The organism is Solirhodobacter sp. (assembly GCF_964715405.1).
Genome location: NZ_CBAICG010000013.1, coordinates 1 through 16,696 on the forward strand (window position 1 = coordinate 1; position 16,696 = coordinate 16,696).

Sequence of the window (16,696 nt, forward strand, 5' to 3'; positions counted from 1 at the left end):
GACGGCGAGGCCGCGCGGCTCTTGACGCTGCGGCTGGCGCCGCGGGTGTTGCGGCTGGCGGCGCGGCTGCTGGGCGACCGGACCGAGGCCGAGGACGTGGCGCAGGAAACCATGCTGCGGCTCTGGCGCATCGCGACGGCGTGGCGGCCGGGCGAGGCGCAGGTGTCCACCTGGACCTACCGGGTAGCCACCAACCTGTGCACCGACCGGTTGCGGCGCCGCCGCCCGGTTGATCTCGACTCGGTGCCCGAGGTCGAAGACGACCGGGCGGGCGTGGTCGAGGCGATGATCGAGACCGACCGGGCGGCGGCGTTGCAGGAGGCGCTGAACTCGCTGCCCGAGCGGCAGCGGCAGGCGGTGGTGCTGCGCCATCTCGAGGGGCTGTCCAACCCCGAGATCGCCGAAGTGATGGACATCGGGGTCGAGGCGGTCGAAAGTCTGACCGCCCGGGGCAAGCGGGCGCTGGCGGCGGCTCTGGCCGGGCGGCGCGGGGAACTGGGGTATTGCGATGACTGACACAAGCGACGATTTTGACGGGCTGGATGCCTTCTTCGCAGCGGGCCGGGCCGAGGCGCCCGCGCTGCCCGACGCGCTGATGGCGCGGATCGTGGCGGATGCGGCGATGGTGCAGACGGCGGCGCAACAGGCGGCGCGGCCTGCGCCAGTGGCACCGCGGCGGCGTGCCGGATTGTGGCACGGGCTTTCGGTGGCGATCGGCGGACGCGGTGCGGTGGCCGGGTTGCTGAGCGCGACGCTGGCCGGGCTCTGGCTCGGGTTCAGCCCGCCCGCGCAACTGGCACCGCTGACGCGCAGCATCACCCAAAGCGTGCTGGGCGACACCACGACGCTGGACGGGCTGGACCTGATCCCCGCGATCGACAGCGTTCTGACGGAGGGCTGAGCGATGACCGATACGACCCCCGGCCCCGATGTGCGTCCGCCCCGGACCTGGGCCCGCCTTGCGCTGGTCGTGTCGCTGGGGCTCAACCTCGTCATCGTCGGCAGCCTTGGCGGGCTGGCCCTGTCGCGCGCGATCCACGGCCCGCACGAGCCGGTGCGCGATCTGGCCTTCGGGCCGTTCACCGACGCGCTTTCGCCTGACGATCGCCACGCCATGATGCGCGCCTTCATGGCCGAGGCGAAAGGTTTCCGCGCCGAGCGGGATCAGATGCGCGCGGATTTTCAGGACCTGGTCACGGCGTTGAAGGCCGACCCCTATGACCCGTCGGTGCTGGAGGGCGTGATGACGCGGCAGAAGGCGCGCACCGATCAGTGGCTGACGCTGGGCCAGCGGCTGTTGATGGAGCGCATCGCGGCGATGACCCCGGCCGAGCGCGCCGCCTTTGCCGACCGCTTGAGCGACGGCCTGTCGCGCCGCGGCCACCGCAACGGCCCGCCACCGCCACCGGCCGCCGGGAACTGACCTCGCGCCCGGTCAGGCCGCGTTCATGCCGACGGTGACCTTGTTGCGCCCCTCCGCCTTGGCCCTCAGCAGGGCAAGGTCAGCGCGTGACAAGAGGTCCGCGACCGACGCTTGCGGGGTCTCGGGTGCGATGCCGCCGACGGCGAGCCCGATCGACAGCGTGACCTGAATCATCCCCGCGCCGCCAGGCAGCGCGAAGGGGGCCTGCTCGATGACGCGGCACAGCCGTTCGGCGGCCCCGCGCGCCTCGGCCAGACCGGTATCGGGCATCACCACCAGAAACTCCTCGCCGCCGATGCGGGCCAGCAGGTCGATCGCGCGCAGGTTGTCGCCCAGCCGCCGGGCCACTTCCACCAGCACCGCGTCACCCGCCGCATGGCCCCAGCGATCGTTCACCGCCTTGAAGCGGTCGAGGTCGAGCACCATCACCGCAAAAGCCTTGCCCGCCGCCTCTGCCCGCTCGGCCACGCGGGCCAGATGGGGCAGCGCATAGCGGCGGTTGAACAGCCCGGTCAGCGGATCGCGCACCGAGGCGCGCAACTCGTCGCGCACCGAGGCGCGCAAGCGGTCCATCAGCCGCTTGCGCCGCACCAGAGTCTCGATCCGCAGCGCCAGTTCCCGCGGATCGAACGGCAGCGTGACCAGGTCGTTGGCCCCCATGTCGAAGGCCGTCGCGGCCAGCGCGGGCGCGCTCGCGGGAAGCGCGATGCAGATACCGGAATGCCGGGTCGGCGCGCGGCTGCGCAGATCCGACAACAGCCGCAGTCCGTCGCCGGTGCGGTCAAGGTCGGTGGCGATCACGAAGACGTCGGGCGCTGGTGCGCCATCGGCCAGCGCCTCGGCCCGGCTCTGCACCACCACCCGGTGGCGCAGATGCGGCGCCAGCAGGCCGCGCCAGCGCAGCGCCACCTCGCTGCGCCCGGCGATCAGGGCGATCAGCGCCGGGGCCTCGAACCCCGCCCCCGGTTCGGCGAAGCCAAGTTCGCGCCCCGTCGTCTCGCGCAGGCTCAGCTCGGCCTCGGCCTCACGGGCACGCAGCAGGCTGCGCAGGCGGGCCAGCAGCACCTGATCGTCGAGCGGCTTCGACAGGAAGTCATCCGCCCCCGCCGCCAGCGCGGCGCGCCGGGACATGGCGTCGTCAAGGGCTGTGACCATCACGATCGGGATCGTGCGCGTCGCCGGATCGGCGCGCAGCCGCCGACAGACCTCGATGCCGTCGATGTCGGGCAGGTCCAGATCAAGCAGGATCACGTCGGGCAACTCGCGCCGCGCGATCTCGAGCCCGGTCAGTCCGTTGGCGGCCTGCAAGACCTCATAGCAGGCGTCGGCGAGTTTCACCTTCAATACGATCCGATTGGTGGATATGTCATCCACGACAAGGACTCGTCCTGCCATGGTATCGCCTCCTTGCCCGGGTTTGATCGTTCTGTTCGAGACGGAGTCTTCGTGAGAATAGTTAACAAAACCTTTCCGGCCGGATTAACGCCCCTCGCAAGCGGGATTAACTTTTCGTGAACGCGCGTGATGCCGCCGAGATCGTGGCGCTTCAGGCGCTGGCCTGGCTGGCGGGGAACGATGAATTGCTGCCGGTGTTTCTGGGCAGCACCGGGGCCTCGCCGGGCGATCTGCGAAGCCAGGCGGGCGATCCGGGGTTTCTGGCCGCCGTGCTCGATTTCCTGCTGATGGACGACGCCTGGGTGATCGCCTTCTGCGACGCGGCCGGTCTGCCCTATACGGCGCCGATGCAGGCGCGCCAGGGGCTGCCAGGTGGCGGGGCCGTGCACTGGACCTGAGCGGCCGGCGCTGGACGTGCACCAGGTTGTGCGCTTCGCCGCTGCGCGACCCCTCCTCCAGCCACCGTTCCTGCAGGCGCGAGGTGAGGGTCAGCGGATCCATGATCGGGGTGTGACGCCGGGACGCGGGAGGCACCGGCGGAGGTGTCGGGCAACACCTGGCGCCAGTCAATCCGGGCGGTCGATCCGCCGACCGGCCGCCGTGCGGTTGCAAAGCGCGCTCCGCTCGGCGAAGGTGCGCGCGCGGAACGGGCAGGGAGGCGCCACGATGATCACCGGAATCCTGTTCGACAAGGATGGCACGCTCTTTGACTTTCAGGCCACATGGGGCGCATGGACGCGGGCGCTGCTGGACGAACTGTCGGATGGCGACGCGGCCCGCGCCGCCGCGCTTGGCGCCGCCGTCGGGTATGAGGTCGAGGGCGGGCGGTTCCATCCCGAAAGCCCGATCGTCACCCATACGCTGGACGAGATCGCGCTGGCGCTGCTGCCGCTGTTGCCGGGCAAGTCGCTGGCGGCGCTGAGCACGCAGATGGCGACGATGTCGGCCACGGTGGCGCTGGCCCCGGCGGTGCCGCTGGCGCCGTTTCTGGGCAGTCTGCGCGGCCGCGGGCTGCGGCTGGGCGTGGCGACCAACGACGCCGAATCCGCGGCGCGGGCGCAACTGGCCTCGGCCGGGATCGAGCCGCTGTTCGACTTCGTGGCCGGGTTCGACTCGGGGCATGGCGGCAAGCCCGCGCCGGGGATGCTGCTGGCCTTCGCGACCGCCTTCGGACTGATGCCCGATCAGGTGCTGATGGTGGGCGACAGCCGCCACGACCTGATCGCCGGGCGCGCGGCGGGAATGCGCGTGGTGGGCGTGCTGACCGGTCTTGCCACCATCGCCGATCTTTCCCCGCTGGCCGAGGCAGTGCTGCCCGATATCGGCCACCTGCCCGCGTGGATCGACGCACAGAGCGCGGCGGAAAACTGAACCGGCGCAAAAACGACGCAAAGCGGTCGGTAACTGAAAGCCTCTTGGCCGCGTCTGCTGTCACATCTTCGCAAAAGCGGAGAGGGTGCCATGTCTGACGATACCGGCCGAAAGAAACGCGCGGGTGGCCGCGCCGGCAACAAGATCCGCGCGGGCAGCGCCGTCATCGACCAGATGCCCTGGCGCATCCCGGTCAACCCCGACCGCCCGACCGAGCCGCTGGACGGCAGCGGGGTCGAGGCGATCCACCGCGGCGCGATGCGCATCCTGCGCGACATCGGCATTGAATTCCTGAACCCCGAGGCGCTGGAGATCATGCGCCGTGCGGGCTGCAAGATCGAGGGCACCAACGTCCGCATGGACGAGGACTTCGTGATGGAGATGGTGGGCCACGCGCCCGCCAGCTTTACCATCACCCCGCGCAACCCGGCGCGCGAGATCATCGTGGGCGGCAACCACATGGTGTTCGTCAACGTCTCCTCGCCGCCCAACGCCTGGGATCTGGAACGCGGCAAACGCTCGGGCGATTTCGCGACGTTTCAGGAATTCATCAAGCTGACGCAGTATTTCAACTGCATCCACGTGGCCGGCGGCTATCCGGTGGAGCCGATCGACATCCACCCGGCGATCCGCCATCTGGACTGTCTGGCCGAAAAGCTGATCACCACCGACAAGGTGGTGCACGCCTATTCGCTGGGCAAGGAGCGCGTCGAGGACGTGATGGAGATGGTGCGGCTGGCCGGTGGGCTGAGCCACGAGGAGTTTGACGCCAGGCCCCGGATGTACACCAACATCAACTCGGTCTCGCCGCTCAAGCACGACTTTCCGATGCTGGACGGCGCGATGCGGATGGCGCGGCGCGGCCAGCCGGTGATCGTGACGCCGTTCACGCTGGCGGGGGCGATGGCGCCGGTGACGATGGCGGGCGCGGTCGCGCTGTCGCTGGCCGAAGGGCTGTCGGCGATCGCCTTGTTGCAATACATCAAGCCGGGCTGCCCGGTGGCGATCGGCACCTTCACCTCGAATGTCGACATGAAGTCGGGCGCGCCCGCGTTCGGCACGCCGGAATACATGCGTGCGACCCAGATGACCGGGCAACTGGCGCGCAAGTACAAGCTGCCGCTGCGGTCCTCGGGGGTCTGCGCGGCGAACGTGCCCGACGGGCAGGCGATGTGGGAAACCTGCAACTCGCTCTGGGCGGCGGTGCAGTCGGGCACCAACTTCGTCTATCACGCGGCTGGCTGGCTGGAGGGCGGCCTGATCGCCAGCCCCGAGAAGTTCGTGATGGATTGCGAAGTGCTGCAGATGATCCAGCGCTATTTCGAGACCTCGACCTTTGCCACCACCGAGGACGACATCGCCTTCGACGCGATCAAGGAGGTCGGGCCCTCGGGTCACTACTTCGGCTGCCAGCACACGCAGGACCGCTATACCAACGCCTTCTATGCCCCGATCGCCTCGGACTGGCGCAACTTCGAGGCCTGGGAGCTGGACGGCGCGGTCTGGACCCCGGAGCGCGCGCACCGCATCTACAAGGCGATCCTGAACGAATTCGAGGCGCCGCCGATGGACCTGGGCCACAAGGAGGCGATGATGGACTTTGTCGCCCGCCGCAAGGCCGAGGGCGGCGCGCCGACCGACTTCTGAGGCGGCAATCGCGCACTGGCGCTTGGTCGCCGGGCTTTGTAGGCTCGCGGCGACCGGGCGAAAGAAGGCGCGCATGAAGCGGATCGGACAGGCATTTCTGGCGCGCGTCACGCTCGCCGTCATCGGTGCGGCGGCGGGTCTGTCGCTGTGGGGACTGGTGCAGCATCGCGACCTGATGGACCTGCATCCGCAGGGCTACCTGTTTGGCGCCGCCTTGGCGGTGGTGTTTTTCGCCACCACGCTGGCGCTGATCGGGCCGCTGTCGCTGCCGCGCGCGCTGGCCTCGGCACTGGGGCTGGCGGTAGCGGTGGCGCTGCTGCTCACCTGGGCCAGTCTGCGGTTCGCGCATCTGTCCGATTTCCTGTCGGGCACGGAACGGATGGCGGCGGCGTTGCTGATCGCCACCTTGCCGCTGCCCTACCTGATCGCGGGGGCCGGGCGCGGCTGGCTCGACTACCCCACCCTGTTCGCGCAGTCGTGGAGCATCGTCGTCCGCATCGCGGCCGCCTGGATCTTCGTCGCGGTGATCTGGATCCTGATCTACCTCAGCGACGCGCTGCTGACCCTTGCCGGGGTCAGCGTGATCGCCGACCTCGTCGCGCGGCCGACGGTGTCCTGGGGCCTGACCGGGGCGGCGCTGGGTCTGGCCCTTGCCGTGGTGAATGAACTGACCGACTATGTGTCGCCCTACTTGGCACTGCGGCTCTTGCGGCTTCTGGTGCCGGTGGTGCTGGCGGTGTCGGTGCTGTTCCTGATCGCGCTGCCGATCCACGGCCTGTCCACCTTCTTCGGTGGGGTTTCCTCGGCGCAGACGCTGCTGGTGATGGCGGTCGGTGCCGCGCTGCTGGTCTCGACCGCGCTGGGCGAAAGTGACGCCGAGGCGGTGCGCGCGCCGGCAATGGTGCGCGCGACGCAGGGTCTGGCGCTGATCCTGCCGCTGCTTGCGGCACTGGGCGCGGCCGGGGTCTGGCTGCGGGTGGCGCAATACGGCTGGACCCCGCCGCGCATCGCCTCGGCGCTGGTGGCGGTGGCGATGCTGGGCTACGGGGTGGTCTATGCGGTGGCGGTGCTGGGCGGCCCCGGCTGGACCGCGCGCATCCGGCGCGGCAACGGCACGATGGCGCTGGCGGTGGTGGCCGGAACCGCGCTGACCTTCACGCCGCTGCTGGATGCGCAGCGCATCTCGGCCACCAGCCAACTGGTGCGTTACACCTCGGGGCGGCTCGGGGTGGGGGATCTCGACCTTGCGGCGATGCAAGACGACTGGGGGCGTGCCGGAGCGGCGGCGCTGGCGCAACTGACGGTGCTGGCCGACCGGCCGGGGCAGGAGGCGTTGCAGGCGCGCCTGACGGCAGCGGCCGCCGACGCGCCCGACACCCGCGACGAGACCGTCGCGACGCTCCGCCGCGAGCTGCGCCGCCGCCTGCCGGTGCGTCCGGTGCAGCCCGTCGGCGTGCCGAACCCGTTGCTCGACACGCTCTTGCGCCGGGCCGACGCGGGCGCGCTGCGCGACTGGCTCGACGCCTGCGGCCGCAGCCTGCCGGATGGGCGGCCGGGCTGTGTGCTGGTCTTCGGCGCCTTCCTGCCCGACCGCGGTGGCCCGCAGGCGATTCTGCTGTCACGCGCGCCAACCGGGGCCTTGCGCGCCGAGGCCGCGATGATCGACCCGGTTCGGGGCTACCTGACGCTCGAGACGGCCGATCTGGGGCCGCCCGCAAGCCCGCCCGAGGATGCCGCCAGCCTGCTGGCCGCGGTGCTCGACGGCGCGGCCCCGCTGGTGCCCGCGCGGATCAACGCGCTGACGGTTGGGGCGCATCAGATCCTGATCCGGCCCTGGCCCTGATAAGCCAATTCTTAACGACCTTGTCCTAGTCTCGCGCCAGTGAGTTAGGGAACGGTTCCATGCACGGCCTCATCAACCGCTCGATTCAGAGCTTTCTGACCGATACCTACGGGCCGGTGCTGTGGCGCCGGGTGGTGGGCGCCGCTCGGCTGGGGTTCGACGATTTCGAGGCGATGCTGGACTATGACGATGCCCTGACCGATGCGGTGATCGACGCCGCCGCGGGGCAACTGCGCCGCCCGCGCGATGCGTTGCTGGAAGACCTCGGCACCTACCTTGTCTCGCATCCGAACCGGGAAGCGCTGCGCCGCCTGTTGCGGTTTGGCGGCGTCAACTTCGTCGATTTCCTGCACTCGCTCGACGATCTTCCCGGCCGCGGCCGCCTCGCCGTGCCCGATCTGGACATGCCGCAACTGGAACTCCGCGCCCGGTCGGACCGCCAGTTCACCCTGGCCTGTCGGGGTCCGCGGCCGGGATACGGCCATGTCATGGTCGGTGTCCTGCGGGCAATGGCCGACGATTACGGCGCCCTGGCGCTGCTGGATCATACCGGAACGGCGGATGGGGTGGAAACCATCACCATCGACCTTCTGGAGCCCAGCTTCGCGGCCGGCCGCCCCTTCGTTCTGGCCGCGCGCGAGGCCCGGGAATGAGACCCGCCGAAGCGCCATCCGGTCTTCCGACCATCGAGATCGCGGACCTTGCCCGACTGATGCCGATGTTCCTGTGGATCTTGCCCTCGGGCCTGATCCGCGCCATCGGCCCGACGCTGCGCAAGCTTCTGCCCGACGACCCCGTCGGGCTGCCGTTCTTCGATCTGTTCGCGATTCGCCGCCCCGGCGAGGCGGCTGGGATGGCAGATTTGCTGCGGTTGTCCGGCGGGCGTCTCTACCTGCACTTGCGGGCGCTGCCCGGCACCGGATTTCGCGGCATCGCCGTGCCACTGGCGGCCGGGCAGGGCACCCTGGTCAACCTGTCTTTCGGCATCGAGGTCGCCGATGCGGTTCGGGCGCATGACCTGACCGAATCCGATTTTGCACCGACCGACCTGACCGTCGAGATGCTTTATCTGGCCGAGGCCAAATCGGCGGTGATGCAGGAGTTGCACGACCTGAACCGCCGCCTCCAACAGGCCAAGGCCGCCGCCGAGGAACAGGCGCTGACCGACACGCTGACCGGTCTTGCCAACCGGCGGGCGATGGATCAGGCGGTGGATCGGCTGATCGCCAGTGCCACACCCTTCGGGTTGATGCATGTCGATCTCGATTTCTTCAAGCAGGTCAACGACACCTACGGCCACGCGGCGGGCGATGCGGTGTTGCAGATCGTGGCGCGCGTCCTGCGCGACGAGACTCGCGTGGGCGACCTTGTGGCGCGCGTCGGCGGTGACGAATTCGTGCTGATCCTGCCGGGCATCGCGCAGACCGATCCGCTGGGCCCGGTCGCGCAGCGCATCATCGCGCGCCTGTCAGAGCCGATCGACTATCGCGGCCAGTCCTGCCGCATCTCCGCCAGCATCGGCATGACGGTCTCGACGCTTTATGCCCGGCCGCGCCCGGATCGGCTGCTCAGTGACGCCGACCGCGCACTCTACGCCTCGAAATCGCAGGGTCGCGCGCGGGCGACGGCCTGTTCGGTCGGCAGCGGCGAGGGGGGTGAACCGGCCCTGCCAGACCCCGACCGGCGCGCGGTGTTGGCGGCAAATGTCGGCGCCGTGCCGCGTGATCCGGGGCGGGTGCCGGTTCCACGACCCGCAGCGAACGATGCGCCATCGTGACGGTCGAGGCGGGGCCGGTGAACCGGATCGGCACCGCACCGCCCGCCGTCGCGCGGGCCGATCGCGATCAAGGCAGAAGGGGGGCGTTTCAGCCCACTGAGGGCCTTCTGGTCCGGCGCGGAATGGCGCGCGGCTGGCGCGATGGCGGATCGGACTGCGGCGCGTCGCGCGGGGGTGCCCTTGATCCGCGATGCGGCCCGCGCCCGCGCGCCGACTGTCCGGGGGAACCCGTGACCGGGCCGCTTCACCGTGGGTCCGGTGCGGAATGGCGCGCGGCTGGCGCGATGGCGGATCGGGCTGCGCGCGTCGCGCGGGTGGTTGCCCCTGATCCGCGATGCGGTCTGGGCCCGCCCGCCGACTGTCCGGGGGAACCCGTGACCGGGCCGCTGACCTCCCGTTCCGGCGGAGATTGTCCGCAGGCTTTCGGGGGGATGCACCGGTCATCGGACGATCCCCCGGCGCGATGCGCGGTCGCCGGGGGCTGCGCAGGGCTGCACCGAGCCGTCGGGCGCGACACGTTCCAGCACGCCACGACCCCGGCCGGGCGGGTGCCCGGTTCAGGCGCCCCCGGAGCCAAGCTCCGGCAGCGCCGCGGCGGGGCTGGCAAAGAAGCCGTAGCCGTTCGGGCCCAGTTCAAGGTGCCCGCCGTCCAGCCTAGCCGCGGCCGCGGGCCCGACCGCGGCGACCGCCCCGCGCAGGCGCAGCGTCACCGGCCGTGGCGAGAGGTTGTAGACGCAGGTGATCGCGCGGTCCGGAACCACGCGGTGGAAGGCCAGCACCGGCTCCGGCACGTCGATGAAGATCGTGCGGCCCGCGCGCAGCACCGGCTCGGCCCGCCGAAAGGCCAGCGCCCGGCGATAGGCCGACAGCACCGATGCGGGGTCGCCGTCCTGCACGTCGACCGCGCGCGCGGCTTGCGGCGGCTTCACCGGCAGCCAGGGCTTCACGGCGGAAAACCCGGCATTCGGCGCCGCTTTCTCCCACACCATCGGCGTGCGGCAGCCATCGCGGCCCTTGTTCTCGGGCCAGAACTTCAGCCCCGGCGGGTCGGTCAGCTCTTCATAGGCCAGTTCTGTCTCGGTCTGGCCGAGTTCCTCGCCTTGGTAAAGCCCGATCGTGCCCTCGAACCCCACCAGCATCGCGATGGCAAGCCGGGCCATCGCCTCGGGGCTGACGGCATCCGGCGCCCAGCGCGAGACGTGGCGGATCACGTCGTGGTTGGAGAAACTCCACCACGGCCAGCCATCCGGCGCCCCGGCAAAGAACCCCTCGATCTGCTGGCGGAAATGCGCGGCGGTGAAGGCCGGGCCCAGCATTTCGAAGGAATAGGCCATGTGCAGGCGGTCGCGGCCGCGGGTATAGGCCTCCATCACCTGCAGCGCGCGCTGGCTTTCGCCGACCTCGCCCACCATCGCGCGTGCGCCGTAGCGGTTGGTCAGCGCGCGCATCCGCTTGAGAAAGCCGATGTTTTCCGGCTGCGTCTTGGAATGGATGTGGTCCTGCATGTCGTAGGGGTTGACCGCGGGCCGCCCGTCCTTCTGTGCAAGCGGCGGGTTGGAGCGCAGCCGGGCATCGCAGAAGTAATAGTTCACGGTGTCGAGCCGGAAGCCGTCCACGCCACGCTCCAGCCAGAACCGCATCGTGTCGAGCAGCGCATCCTGCACCGCGGGCTGGTGGAAGTTGAGGTCGGGCTGACTGGCGAGGAAGTTGTGCTGGTAGTACTGTCGCCGCCGCGTGTCCCACTCCCAGGCCGGGCCGCCGAAATGCGAGGGCCAGTTGTTCGGCGGCGTGCCGTCGGCTTGCGGATCGGCCCAGACGTACCAATCGGCGCGCGGGTTGGTCTTGTCGGCCCGGCTTTCGGCGAACCAGGGGTGGCGGTCGGAGGTGTGCGACAGCACCTGATCAATGATCACCTTCAGGCCGAGGTCATGGGCGCGGGCCACCAGCGCATCGAAATCGGCGAGGGTGCCGAACAGCGGGTCGATGTCGGTGTAGTCCGACACGTCGTAGCCCATGTCGGCCATCGGCGAGGGGAAGACCGGCGACAGCCAGATCGCATCGACGCCAAGCGAGGCGACATGGTCCAGCCGCCGTGTGATGCCCGCCAGATCGCCGATGCCGTCGCCCGAGTCATCCTGAAACGACCGCGGGTAGATCTGGTAGATCACCGCGCCGCGCCACCAGTCCCGCATCGTGAAATCCTGTCCTGCAACACCCTGTTACCATCACATTGCATGGCCCTCGGGGCCTGTCAAAGCGTGTCGCCGCCGGTCCGGGCATCGCTTGATCATGGCGCGAGGCAGAGCGGCATCCGCGCCGGGCCGCAACGGCAAGACAGTCTTTGCGGGCGGGCGCCCGAGCGGCTATGGTTTCGCGACGCCGATCATTGGGGAACGCCGAATGGACCAGTCCGATACCGAAGCTGGCGCGCCGCCCGACCCGCTGCACCCCGACCGCTTTCACCTTGAACATGCGCATCTCGACCCGGTGTTCGGCGGCGACTGGTTCGCCCTGAAAGCCGAGGGGTTTGCCCGTTTCTTCGGCACCCCGGTGTTTCTGATCGGGCAGACCGTCGTGGTGGCGGTCTGGATCCTGATCAACGCGGTCGGCATCGTGTCGTTCGACATCTACCCGTTCATCCTCTTGAACCTCGCCTTCAGCCTTCAGGCCGCCTATGCCGCGCCGCTGATCCTGCTTGCGCAGACAAGGCAGGCGGACCGCGACAAGGCCAACGCGATGGCCGATGCGCGCCACCGCGAGGCGCTGCAACGGATGAACGAGGAACGGCAGGTCGCCGCGGCAAAGCAGACGACGCTGCTCGTCGACATGGTGCAGCAGAACACCAAGCTGACGGAAGAGATCAAGGCCCTCACCGAACGCGTGGAAGTGTTGACCACCGAGGTTCACAAGTCCCTTCTGACCATGAAGGCGCCTTAGCGCGGCAACCCCTTCGCCATCGCCGCGGCATCCGGAAGGCGCGAAAGGCCGCCAAGATTGGGCTTGATTTGCCGTTGGACGCTGCCTACCGTTTCCGCCGTGGAATGCCGTTTTCTCAGCCTGCCAGCAGATCCGAAAAAACCGATTGAGTCCCCCGTCCGCAGACCGCGTGCGGGGAAAATCCTGTATGAAGGACGCATCGCGATGTTGAAGCACTCCCTTTCGATCCTTGCGGTTCTCTGTGTCACCGGAACGGCGGGCGCCAGCCTTGCCGACAGCGCCACCGAAACCGTGACCCTGACGATGGATATCAACCAGCCGTCGCTGTTCGCCGCCGACCAGAAGGACAACTTCAAGAGCACGATCGACGACCGCAGCGGCACCACCGCCTTCGTTCTGCTCTGTTCCGCCGGGGCCAGCGCCTGGCTCGGGTTGAGCCGGATCGACCAGGCCTGCGCGCTGACCGGCAGCGGCAGCATCAAGAACCCCAGCAACCCGAGCCAGAGCCTGCCGCGCATCAGCTACTCGGGCGGCTATACCGTGGTGGCCAAGCAGGACGGCTATACCGACGCCACGACGATGCTGGCGAACTACCTGCGCGCGGGATCTGCCCCGGCGCAGAACAGCTCGTTCAAGGGCAGCCTGGTGCTGAAGCCCGAGAAACCCTCGCAATCGGCAAGCCAGTTGGGCGCGGACCTGATCAAGAACCTGCAACAGACCGCGACCGGCACCACGGCGGTGACCTACAACACCCAGATCGACTCGGTCCGCTTCGACAGCTTCACGGTGCCGGATGTGGGTCAGCGGGACAGCGCCGCCTGCGCCTGGACGGGCGATGCGATCTACGCCTATGCCAACAATGCCTGGCAGTTGAAGCTTGATGTGAAATGCGGCGACAAGGCCTTCAAGGTCGAGGGCAACATGCCGCTGGTCGACGCGCCCGCGGGCAGCGACTGGCAGCAGGAATACGACCTCAACTTGGTGCTGCCCGGCGTCGGTGGCGGTGACCCCTTCGCGGCGGCGGACCCCTTTGCCAAGGTCGACGGCATCACCGGCGTGGTCAAGATGAAGAACAGCGGCCGCGCCACCAAGGACGGCGTGTACGAGCGGGTCGGGGTCGATGGCCAGTTCACCGGCACCGGCGTTCCGCTGGAGATGGTGCGCGGCTACGCCGAGATCATGGCCGTGCTGGCGCGCACCTATTTCGGCGCCTGATGCCGCGCGGTCTGGCGGCGCCCGCGTGGGCGCCCGCCGGGCCTACCGCTCGGCCCGGTCGGGATCGAGCGCGCGGCTTTTCACCAGTTCGCGCACCTTGTTGGGGTCCGGCATCCCCAACAGGGTGCATTCGGCATCGTCGCCGCCGGTGAAGATCTCGATCATCCCGACGTCGAAGATGCGCTGCCAGAAGGTCTGCTTGACGGTGACGGTCCGGATCTTGCGGGCGTCGATGTCGATGTGTTCCTTGCTGAACAGCCCGCGTTCGATGTGCACCGAATTCCCCGAGATCGTCATCCGGATCGAATGCGCCTTGAAATACCAGTAGATCAGGATCACGAGGCCGATCCCGGCGGCTGGGATCAGGATGACCGCAACAACGAACCCGAGCGGATTATTCCTGAACATCGCCGGGCTGGCATCATACTCTGGCGTCATGCGCCTTCTCCTTTTTCTTCAGAACACGGCAAGATGACGTCCGGGTGACAGCGCGTTCGCGTTGTTTGGCCATCCGACCGGGCCCGGTTCCTGGAGGCGTTTCGGTTCCGACTCCGGTCGCGCCAACTAGGCCCCAACCGGGGATTTCCCGTCAAGCGGCATCTGGCGGGCGCGCCGACCGCTGCGCGTCTTTGTCGGCGGGGCCGGGGCGCGCCGGGTTTCCGGCTTTCGTCCTGTCGCCGGGGATGCTAGAGCGAATTGCGTTTTATCTGACGTATGGACATCAGAATTCGCCCGAGTCTTGGGGCGAATTCTGAGTCATGATAAATGCAATTCGCTTTAGACAGGCTCGCCCCGCCGCCCCGGCAAGAACGAGAGAGACACGGATGCCCCTGAACGCCGTCGGCCCCCGTTTCGGACAAGCTTCGCCCGACGCCCCACGGGCGCACCGCCTTTCCGTTGCGCCGATGATGGACTGGACCGACCGGCACTGCCGCGTGTTTCACCGCACGCTCAGCCGCCACGCGCTGCTTTACACCGAAATGGTCACCTCTGCCGCCGTGACGCACGGTGACCGGGGGCGGCTCTTGGACTTTGACGCGGCCGAACATCCGGTGGCGCTGCAACTGGGCGGCTCGGACCCCAGGGAACTGGCCGAGGCAGCCCGAATCGCCGCCGACTGGGGTTATGACGAGGTCAACCTGAACTGCGGCTGTCCCTCGGACCGGGTGCAATCGGGCTGCTTCGGCGCCGTGCTGATGCAGCGCCCGGCGCTGGTGGCCGACTGCGTTGCCGCGATGATCGCCGCCAGCCCGGTTGAGGTGACGGTGAAATGCCGGATCGGCGTGGATGACCAGACCCCGGAAGACGCTTTGCCCGCCTTCCTTGAAACCGTCGCCGCCGCCGGGGTGAAACGATTTACCATCCACGCCCGCAAGGCCTGGCTTCAGGGCCTGTCGCCCAAGGAAAACCGCGAGGTTCCGCCGCTCGACACGCCGCTGGTGCTCGCGATGAAACGCGCCTTCCCGGCGCTCGATCTCTCGGTCAACGGCGGCATCACCTCGCTCGACGCGGTGGAGGGGTTGCTGGCCGATGGCCTTGACGGGGTGATGGTCGGCCGCGCCGCCTATCACGACCCCGCCGCGATCCTGCTCGACGCCGACCGCCGCATTTTCGGTGCCCCGCGCGGCCTCAATGCCCACGAGGCGGTCGAGGCGATGCGCCCCTACATCGCCCGCCACCTATCGCAAGGCGGCCGCCTGCACCAGATCACCCGCCATATGCTGGGCCTGTTCCACGGCCAGCCCGGCGCCCGGCTCTGGCGCCGCGTCCTGTCGGAACGCGCGACCCTGCCGGGCGCGGGCCTCGACGTGCTTGATGCCGCACTTGCCGAAGTCAGCCGCGCCGCGGCCTAAGCCCGCGCCAACCGCGACAGACCGAACGCCAGCACGCCACAGAGCGCGATTGCCGCCAGCATCGGCAGCGCGGTGCCGTCGAAGAACGGCGCCGTCAGCGCGATCATCGCGCCGCCCGCCAGCATCTGCAGCGTGCCGCCCAGCGACGAGGCCATCCCCGCCACGTCGCCATGCGCATCCAGCGCCATCACCATCGTCGTCGGGATCACCAGCCCGAGACAGGCGTTGGCCAGAAAGAGGCCCGCCATCACGACCCACAGCGTCGCGCCACCAACCGCCGCCACGCCCAGCAGCGCCAGCGTCGTGAATGCGAAGCCAGCCGTCGCCGCCGCGACCACACGCGGGGCGCCGAAGCGCAGCCCCAGCCCCGCGGCCAGCTGCGAGCTGGCGAAGAAGCCGATTGCATTCACCGCGAAGGCGAGCGAAAATCCGGTCGGTGACAGCCCGAAGCTGCCGGTGTAGACGAAGGCCGCCGAAGCGATGAAGACGAAGAAGCTCGCCATGCCGAAACCGCCGGTGAAGGTCAGCGTCAGGAACGCCCGGTCGGTCAGCAGCCGCGCCGCAGCAGCCAGCATCGCCGCCGGGTCGGCCGGAACCCGGCGTTCGCGCGGCAGCGTCTCGGGCAGGATGAAGCCGACGAGCAGCAGGCTCAGCCCCGCTGCGCCGCACAGAACGGCGAAGATCGCCCGCCAGCCCGCCACCGCGATCAGCCCCGACCCTGCCAGCGGCGCCAGCATCGGCGAGACCGAGATCACCAGCATGATCGCCGCCATCAGCCGCGTCGCATCCGGCCCGGTATGCAGGTCGCGGATGATCGCCCGCGGCACCACCATCACCGCCGCCCCACCCAGCCCCTGCACGAACCGCCCCGCCGTCAGCCAGCCGATGGACGGCGCCAGCGCGCAGGCGATGGACCCGGCGATGAAGATCGCGAGGCCCGCATACAGCGGCAGCTTGCGCCCGGCCTGATCGGCCCAGGGGCCATAGACCAACTGCGCCAGCCCGAAGGCGAGGAAATAGGCCGTGATCGTGCCCTGCGTTGCCGCCACGGGTGCGCCGAGACTTCGGCCGATCGCGGGCATCGCGGGCAGGTACATGTCGATGGCGAAGGGGCCGACGCAGGACATCAGCCCGAGGATCAGGGCGGCCTTCAGGCGAGAGTCGGTCATCGCGCGGGCTCCGGTGCTGCGGGCTCGGCGCGGTTCTACCCGCCGTCGCCGGGTCTGGCGAGACGC

Annotated in this window: 16 protein-coding genes; 12 read left to right on the forward strand and 4 right to left on the reverse strand. The window is 69.2% G+C overall.

Features of this window, described 5'->3' with window-relative positions:
• The 3 genes from AC11WY_RS07735 to AC11WY_RS07745 all read left to right on the forward strand — a co-directional run.
• On the forward strand, window positions 1-516 hold a 516-nt coding region (locus tag AC11WY_RS07735), incomplete at its 5' end, for an RNA polymerase sigma factor (RefSeq protein ID WP_482924146.1).
• Window positions 509-901, forward strand: a complete 393-nt coding sequence (locus AC11WY_RS07740) for a dihydroorotate dehydrogenase (RefSeq protein ID WP_482924148.1) — start codon at window positions 509-511, stop codon at window positions 899-901. The genes AC11WY_RS07735 and AC11WY_RS07740, both read left to right, overlap by 8 nt.
• A 3-nt stretch (window positions 902-904) precedes the next feature.
• Window positions 905-1,423 (forward strand): periplasmic heavy metal sensor, encoded by a 519-nt coding sequence (locus AC11WY_RS07745; RefSeq protein ID WP_482924150.1) that lies wholly within the window; start codon window positions 905-907, stop codon window positions 1,421-1,423.
• Window positions 1,424-1,435: 12 nt separating this feature from the next.
• Here AC11WY_RS07745 and AC11WY_RS07750 read toward each other — a convergent pair whose 3' ends face one another.
• Window positions 1,436-2,818, reverse strand: a complete 1,383-nt coding sequence (locus AC11WY_RS07750) for a diguanylate cyclase (RefSeq protein ID WP_482924151.1) — start codon at window positions 2,816-2,818, stop codon at window positions 1,436-1,438.
• A gap of 116 nt (window positions 2,819-2,934) precedes the next feature.
• Here AC11WY_RS07750 and AC11WY_RS07755 point away from each other — a divergent pair, with 116 nt between their 5' ends.
• The 6 genes from AC11WY_RS07755 to AC11WY_RS07780 all read left to right on the forward strand — a co-directional run bounded on the left by AC11WY_RS07755 (window position 2,935) and on the right by AC11WY_RS07780 (window position 9,456).
• Window positions 2,935-3,216, forward strand: a complete 282-nt coding sequence (locus tag AC11WY_RS07755) for a DUF3572 domain-containing protein (RefSeq protein ID WP_482924153.1) — start codon at window positions 2,935-2,937, stop codon at window positions 3,214-3,216.
• Between the two features lie 268 nt (window positions 3,217-3,484).
• The gene (locus AC11WY_RS07760) at window positions 3,485-4,189 is read left to right on the forward strand and encodes an HAD family hydrolase (protein ID WP_482924155.1); all 705 of its coding nucleotides are present in this window, start codon (window positions 3,485-3,487) and stop codon (window positions 4,187-4,189) included.
• A 90-nt stretch (window positions 4,190-4,279) separates the two neighbouring features.
• Entirely contained in the window at window positions 4,280-5,836 is a 1,557-nt protein-coding gene (locus AC11WY_RS07765; protein WP_482924157.1) for a trimethylamine methyltransferase family protein, read from the forward strand.
• Between the two features lie 73 nt (window positions 5,837-5,909).
• The gene (locus tag AC11WY_RS07770; protein ID WP_482924158.1) at window positions 5,910-7,679 is read left to right on the forward strand and encodes a DUF4153 domain-containing protein; all 1,770 of its coding nucleotides are present in this window, start codon (window positions 5,910-5,912) and stop codon (window positions 7,677-7,679) included.
• A 59-nt stretch (window positions 7,680-7,738) separates the two neighbouring features.
• Window positions 7,739-8,332: a heme NO-binding domain-containing protein gene (locus AC11WY_RS07775; RefSeq protein ID WP_482924160.1), complete on the forward strand. Its 594-nt coding sequence runs from the start codon at window positions 7,739-7,741 to the stop codon at window positions 8,330-8,332.
• Complete coding sequence (locus AC11WY_RS07780) at window positions 8,329-9,456, forward strand: GGDEF domain-containing protein (RefSeq protein WP_482924162.1); 1,128 nt, start codon at window positions 8,329-8,331, stop codon at window positions 9,454-9,456. The genes AC11WY_RS07775 and AC11WY_RS07780 overlap by 4 nt, the downstream gene beginning before the upstream one ends.
• Window positions 9,457-10,013: 557 nt before the next feature.
• On the opposite strand, the gene AC11WY_RS07785 is transcribed toward AC11WY_RS07780, so the two are convergent.
• On the reverse strand, window positions 10,014-11,648 hold the full coding sequence (locus AC11WY_RS07785; RefSeq protein ID WP_482924164.1) for an alpha-glucosidase: 1,635 nt from the start codon (window positions 11,646-11,648) through the stop codon (window positions 10,014-10,016).
• Window positions 11,649-11,856: 208 nt separating this feature from the next.
• Here AC11WY_RS07785 and AC11WY_RS07790 point away from each other — a divergent pair, with 208 nt between their 5' ends.
• Entirely contained in the window at window positions 11,857-12,393 is a 537-nt protein-coding gene (locus AC11WY_RS07790) for a DUF1003 domain-containing protein (RefSeq protein WP_482924166.1), read from the forward strand.
• A gap of 204 nt (window positions 12,394-12,597) precedes the next feature.
• Window positions 12,598-13,608 carry a hypothetical protein gene (locus AC11WY_RS07795; RefSeq protein WP_482924167.1) on the forward strand — a complete coding sequence of 337 codons (1,011 nt, stop codon included), beginning with the start codon at window positions 12,598-12,600 and terminating at the stop codon, window positions 13,606-13,608.
• A 42-nt stretch (window positions 13,609-13,650) separates the two neighbouring features.
• Here the strand turns inward: AC11WY_RS07795 and AC11WY_RS07800 are convergent, their stop codons facing one another.
• Window positions 13,651-14,046 carry a PH domain-containing protein gene (locus AC11WY_RS07800; RefSeq protein ID WP_482924169.1) on the reverse strand — a complete coding sequence of 132 codons (396 nt, stop codon included), beginning with the start codon at window positions 14,044-14,046 and terminating at the stop codon, window positions 13,651-13,653.
• 386 nt (window positions 14,047-14,432) lie between these two features.
• Here AC11WY_RS07800 and dusA point away from each other — a divergent pair, with 386 nt between their 5' ends.
• Entirely contained in the window at window positions 14,433-15,461 is a 1,029-nt protein-coding gene (gene dusA, locus AC11WY_RS07805) for a tRNA dihydrouridine(20/20a) synthase DusA (protein WP_482924170.1), read from the forward strand.
• On the opposite strand, the gene AC11WY_RS07810 is transcribed toward dusA, so the two are convergent.
• On the reverse strand, window positions 15,458-16,630 hold the full coding sequence (locus AC11WY_RS07810) for a multidrug effflux MFS transporter (protein WP_482924172.1): 1,173 nt from the start codon (window positions 16,628-16,630) through the stop codon (window positions 15,458-15,460). The genes dusA and AC11WY_RS07810 overlap by 4 nt on opposite strands.
• Between the last annotated feature and the right edge of the window lie 66 nt (window positions 16,631-16,696).